5 protein-coding genes are annotated in these 5,507 nt (G+C 32.9%); 3 read left to right on the forward strand and 2 right to left on the reverse strand.

Annotated features, from left to right (window positions below; genetic code table 11):
* Positions 1-275 precede the first annotated feature (275 nt).
* Together V5784_RS07435 and V5784_RS07440 are read right to left on the reverse strand one after the other, a co-directional pair.
* The gene (locus V5784_RS07435) at positions 276-470 is read right to left on the reverse strand and encodes a (2Fe-2S)-binding protein (RefSeq protein WP_336888397.1); all 195 of its coding nucleotides are present in this window, start codon (positions 468-470) and stop codon (positions 276-278) included.
* Between the two features lie 72 nt (positions 471-542).
* Positions 543-944 carry a hypothetical protein gene (locus V5784_RS07440; protein WP_336888398.1) on the reverse strand — a complete coding sequence of 134 codons (402 nt, stop codon included), beginning with the start codon at positions 942-944 and terminating at the stop codon, positions 543-545.
* Between the two features lie 162 nt (positions 945-1,106).
* Between V5784_RS07440 and V5784_RS07445 the strand changes: the two genes are divergently transcribed.
* The 3 genes from V5784_RS07445 (at position 1,107) to gshAB (ending at position 5,286) form a co-directional block, all read left to right on the forward strand.
* Entirely contained in the window at positions 1,107-1,400 is a 294-nt protein-coding gene (locus tag V5784_RS07445) for a metalloregulator ArsR/SmtB family transcription factor (RefSeq protein WP_336888399.1), read from the forward strand.
* Between the two features lie 48 nt (positions 1,401-1,448).
* Positions 1,449-2,804, forward strand: a complete 1,356-nt coding sequence (locus tag V5784_RS07450; RefSeq protein WP_336888400.1) for an MATE family efflux transporter — start codon at positions 1,449-1,451, stop codon at positions 2,802-2,804.
* A 154-nt stretch (positions 2,805-2,958) separates the two neighbouring features.
* The gene (gene gshAB, locus V5784_RS07455) at positions 2,959-5,286 is read left to right on the forward strand and encodes a bifunctional glutamate--cysteine ligase GshA/glutathione synthetase GshB (protein ID WP_336888401.1); all 2,328 of its coding nucleotides are present in this window, start codon (positions 2,959-2,961) and stop codon (positions 5,284-5,286) included.
* Positions 5,287-5,507 lie beyond the last annotated feature (221 nt).

The following is a 5,507-nucleotide window of genomic DNA, read 5'->3' on the forward strand; positions in this document are numbered from 1 at the left end:
CGATCTTAAATTTAAACTTAGAAGAGTAAGTTTTTCGTGTATTCATAATCAAAATCCCCCATATTGTTTTCTTAAATTATACCCTATTTTTTTGCTTAAGGTTAAACACTCTTTGTATGAATTTATACGACCATTATATTCCTTTATCAATTTTCAATATATCATCTTTCTAAACTCTATCTCTATAGATATACTCAAAACTATAATTTGACCTTTATTCGAAAAGGTTTTTCATATAAAAAGGTTTACCAAATTTCCGGTAAACCTTCTAAAATCTAACTATATTCTTTTATTACTTCCATTATATCATTCTCACAACAGATGCCTTTTGGATTATTCTCCTGACAATTTGGATGTGCCATAGCTCCTGTAATTGCCATGACTTCCTTCAAAGTTTTGGCTCCTCCAAATACAGCGGTAACTATGTCTCCTTTGGTTACCTTGTCGCAATAACAGATATATTCATACATTTTTTTCTCTCTAGGAGTTTTTATTTTTTCATCTTCCTTTAATTCTATTCCAGAATTATCCCTTACATCTCCTCAACAGCTTGTTGCCGATTCACCTTTTTTACCTCTTTTTAAAGTCTCAAATAATCCCTTCACCTTCATTTTTATTAACTCTATACACTCTTCTTTATCATCTACATCTTCCAATCCAAAATTTACCACTTTATCTGCCATATAGATCGGACAATCTATATTACATCCCATCTTTACCAACACATCTAGTTTTTTAGGTAATGTATCCATATCCTCAGGAAAATAACCATCCATCGAATAACCTTTGGATTCCATTATTTTCTTTCCTGCTTCATTTAATTTTTCTGCTGGTTTTGTTCCCGCCGAATAGATCTCAAAAGTTCCATCATTAAATTCATTCCCGAACCTTTCACCTATGATAGATTTAAAGGAATTCCCATTACACACAAATCCTATTTTCATCTCTTCCACCCCTTTTTTTTATGTAATATACATTATTATACATCTATTTAATATACAATAGAATCTAAAGTTTAATTTAATAAATTTTCCTTGCTTTTACAATTAAAATAACATAATATATAAGCAAATAATTATTTAGTTACATACTTAAGGAGGCAATTTATGAATAACATTGATTTTCAAGCTAGAATATTCAAAGCTCTAGGTCACCCGTTAAGATTAAAGATCTTGAAAAAATTAGTGAGCGGTGAACTCTGTGTGTGTAAACTAGTCGATGACACCGAATTTACCCAGGCAAACCTATCACAGCATCTAAAAATTCTCAGTAATGCTGGTTTAATTGTCAAAAGAAAGGAGAGAAACTATTCCCACTATCGTATATCAGATGATAAAACTCTCAACCTTTTGAAAAACTGTGAAGACCTCGCTACGAACTATAAAAAAAAACTATTGTAGACAAAATTATACATTATATACATTAGGCTAAAAGCCACAGGGGGCAAGATGCAAAAAAAACATGATTTAACCGAGGGAAATATCCTTTATAAATTGACTCTCCTTTCCCTACCCATCATGGGGATGTCACTCATTCAAATGGCATACAATATGATAGATATGATTTGGATCGGACGATTAGGAAACGGAGCTGTAGCTGCCGTTGGTACAGCCGGATTTTTTCTAAAATTCGGGTTTGCAATAACAGCCCTTATCTTTATAGGTACAGGGATTAGAACATCTCAATCTATAGGGCAAAAAGATTATGAAAAAGCAAACTCCTACGCCGAAACCTCTATCATCAACACCATAGGTCTTATTACTGTCTTTATAGTTGCAATTTTAATTTTTAGATATCAACTTATAGGGTTTTTCAAGCTAAACAACCCAGAAATTGAAAAGATGGCTATAGATTATATGACCATCACAGCTTTTGGGATATTTTTTTCAGCCCTGTCACTTGTTTTTACTCGGATATTCAATGGACACGGAGACAGTAAGACCCCATTTTTGATAACCAGTATCGGGCTTATCCTAAATATAATTTTAGACCCAATATTAATCTTTGGATTATTTGGATTTCCAAAATTAGGAGTCGTAGGAGCTGCCATAGCCACAGTTATAGCTCAAACAATAGTTTCTATTATTTTATTTATCTATTTAAGAAAAATTTATAAGATATTTACCCATGGATTCACATATGACATGAAAAAAACCAGAGATATTATTAAGATAGGTACCCCTATAGCTGCTCAGAGAATTCTTTTTACAGGCTTCTCTGTGTTTATCGCCAGGATCATAGCTGATTGGGGTGCTGACGCAATAGCTGTACAAAGAATAGGAGTACAGATAGAGTCTATTTCATGGGTTACAGCAGGTGGGTTCCAAGGAGCATTGGCTGTTTTTGTGGGTCAAAACTACGGAGCTAAAAAGTATGACAGGATAAAAAAAGGATATTTCAATGCCATTGGAATAATCTCTATCCTAGGAGTTTTTGTAAGTTTCATCTTGATAGTCTTTCCAGAGTCTATATTTAGGATATTTTTACAGGATGATTATATAGTCCGTTTAGGAGCTGACTACCTGCGGATATTAGGAGTATCACAGCTATTTATGGTAATAGAGATGACCACTGTAGGGGGATTCCAAGGTATTGGTAAAACATTACCTCCATCTATCGTAAGTATAATACTTACAGGAGCTCGTATACCTGTGGCTCTCCTACTTTCTGCCACAGCATTAGGATTAAATGGTATTTGGTGGAGTATTACAATTAGTAGTATACTTAAAGGAGTAGTCCTTCCAATTTGGTTTATGATCCATCTAAAAAGATTTAAGGAAGACAAAACTTTAGTCACGAATTAAACGAAGAATATAAATAGCACACGGATACTAAAGTATACGCAGATTTAAAATAAATAAAATTAGATAGAAATCCAATTTGAAAATGTTTTGAATTTAATCATTCATTGTACATTTTCAATTATTCATTAGGCTAACAGCCGTCAGGGGGATATATATGAAAAACTTAATAAATATTATAAATGAAAAAAAATTAAATAAATTTTTAACTAAATGCAATTTTGGGATAGAAAAAGAAAATGTTAGGGTAGATTCTAGCGGTCACCTTGCTATGACAAAACATCCTAATATTTTTGGAAATAAGTTGAAAAATCCATATATTACCACCGATTTTTCTGAGAGTCAGGTGGAGGTGATCACCCCCTCTATGGATACTATTGAGGAAACTTATAATTTTTTAGAGAGTTTACATGATATTGTGAGTTTGGAGTTAAAAGATGAATACCTCTGGCCCCAAAGTACTCCTCCGTCACTCCCAGACGAAGAAGATATCCCTGTTTCTAAATTTGAAAAAACCTGTGAAGGAATTCGAGCTCAAAAATACAGGGATTATCTTTCTCAAAAATACGGTAAACAAAAACAACTCTTATCAGGAATCCACTATAATTTTTCCTTTAAAGATGAATTTTTAAACCTACTATACAGTGAGTCTGAAAGTTCTGATTTTAAATTATTTAAAGATGAGATCTACTTGAAAATTTCCAAAAATTTCTTTAAATACAGATGGACCCTCATATATTTATTTGGAGCTAATCCTAGTATTCATGGTACATACAGTCGAAAATGTGTGGATATGCTGGATGAAGTGGCTCCTGATTCATTCTCCTATACCTCAGGAAACTCATTTAGAAATGGGATGTGTGGGTATAAGAATAAGGAAGTATTCAATATCTCATACGATTCTAGAGCAGAATATGTAGAAGACATCAAAAAATTGATCTCTCAGGGGAAATTAATCAATGAAAAAGAATACTACAGTCCTATCAGGTTGAAGGCTAAAGACAATAAAAACTTATTGAAATCCATCGAAGAAGACGGGATTGAATATTTAGAAGTCAGGTTACTTGATCTAAATCCCATGATAAAAACAGGAATTTCCATAGACCAGCTATACTTTGTACACCTATTTCTGTTGTTCTGCCTGTTTACAGATGAAGATAACCTCACAGAGAAAGAGCTGTGGGAAGGAAATAAAAACCACGAGCTAGTAGCCCACTACGGCAGAAAGGTTGATTTAGAGTTATTTAATGGAGGAGAATTTAAATTTTTAAAAGACCTAGGACTGGATATAATTTCAAAAATAGAGAAAACTGTAGAAGATTTAGGAATTTCTAATTTAAATTATAAAAATACTCTCAGAGAAGCTTTAGAATCATTTCACAACACCGATCTTCTTATCTCAAGTAAAATCGAAAGCGGAATCAGAGAGGAAGGATTTATAGATTTTAATCTGAATTTAGCTAAAAAACACTATAAAAAAAGCCAAATTGATAGCTTTGCCCTGAAGGGGTATGAAGATTTGGAGCTTTCCACCCAAATTTTACTCAAGGATGCTATTAAAAGGGGAATAAAATTTGAGATCCTGGATAGGAAGGAAAATTTTATCTCCCTGACTATGGATGGGAAGACAGAATATATAGTTCAGGCTACTAAAACTTCCCTGGATTCATATAGCTCAATCCTAATCATGGAAAATAAATTAGTTACTAAAAAAATACTCGAAAAAAATAAGATAAGAGTTCCTAAAGGAGGATATTATACCAATTCCGAGGATGCTATAGATGATTTTTATAGATATTGCGGATCTAAAACAGTGGTTAAGCCCAACTCCACTAATTTTGGGTTGGGAATAACTATCCTGTCTGAGGATTTTACTCCAGAAGATTATCAAAATGCTCTGAAATTTGCCTTCAAAGAAGATGATTCCATCCTGATAGAGGAATTTATAGAGGGGAAAGAATACAGAATTTTTGTCTTAGATAATAAAGTTGTGGGAATTCTCCACAGGGTTCCTGCAAATGTTTTGGGAGATGGAAAAAATACGATCCGAACATTGGTGGAGGAAAAAAACAAGGATGTTTTACGGGGAACAGGCTATAAAAAACCCCTCCAGAAGATTTTTTTAGGAGAAGCCGAGAAAACATTTTTAGCTGGTCAAAATCTAAACTTTGACTATATACCGAAAAAAGATGAAACTATCTATCTCAGAGAAAATTCAAATATCAGCACTGGAGGAGACAGCATAGACTTTACCGATGATATTTCAGATGAATATAAACAGATTGCCATAGATTCAGCCAAGGCTGCAGATGCTACCATCTGTGGTGTGGATATGATGATAAAAGATATTAAGGAACTTCCAAATGAGAGTAATCACGGGATAATTGAGATCAACTTTAACCCGGCTATCCATATTCACTGCTATCCATATAGAGGAAAAAATAGAGATTTAGGTAACAAAATTTTAGATAGTTTGGGATTTTAAAAAGAAAAAGGATTTGAGAAATATATTTCTCAAATCCTTTTTCTTTCTAACTTATTTTTTAATAGTCTAACCAAAGTTTTCCTTGGGGCTGTTGCAAGTTTTGTGTAAACTCTAAAAATTAATGTAAAACTTTTATAAAAAGAGGAGTAATAATTCTTTAATTATTGCTTCTCGTTTTTAATATATTAGAACTTTATTTTTTGTATGTCAATAGCAGAGCC

The sequence above is a fragment of the Psychrilyobacter sp. genome, assembly GCF_037132775.1.
GTDB lineage: Bacteria > Fusobacteriota > Fusobacteriia > Fusobacteriales > Fusobacteriaceae > Psychrilyobacter.

What these genes read in the sequence shown, in the direction of transcription:
- V5784_RS07435 (WP_336888397.1), bottom strand. Translation starts at nt 470, where the DNA reads ATGTATGAATATATCTGTTATTGCGACAAGGTAACCAAAGGAGACATA.
- V5784_RS07440 (WP_336888398.1), bottom strand. Translation starts at nt 944, where the DNA reads ATGAAAATAGGATTTGTGTGTAATGGGAATTCCTTTAAATCTATCATA.
- V5784_RS07445 (WP_336888399.1), top strand. Translation starts at nt 1,107, where the DNA reads ATGAATAACATTGATTTTCAAGCTAGAATATTCAAAGCTCTAGGTCAC.
- V5784_RS07450 (WP_336888400.1), top strand. Translation starts at nt 1,449, where the DNA reads ATGCAAAAAAAACATGATTTAACCGAGGGAAATATCCTTTATAAATTG.
- gshAB (WP_336888401.1), top strand. Translation starts at nt 2,959, where the DNA reads ATGAAAAACTTAATAAATATTATAAATGAAAAAAAATTAAATAAATTT.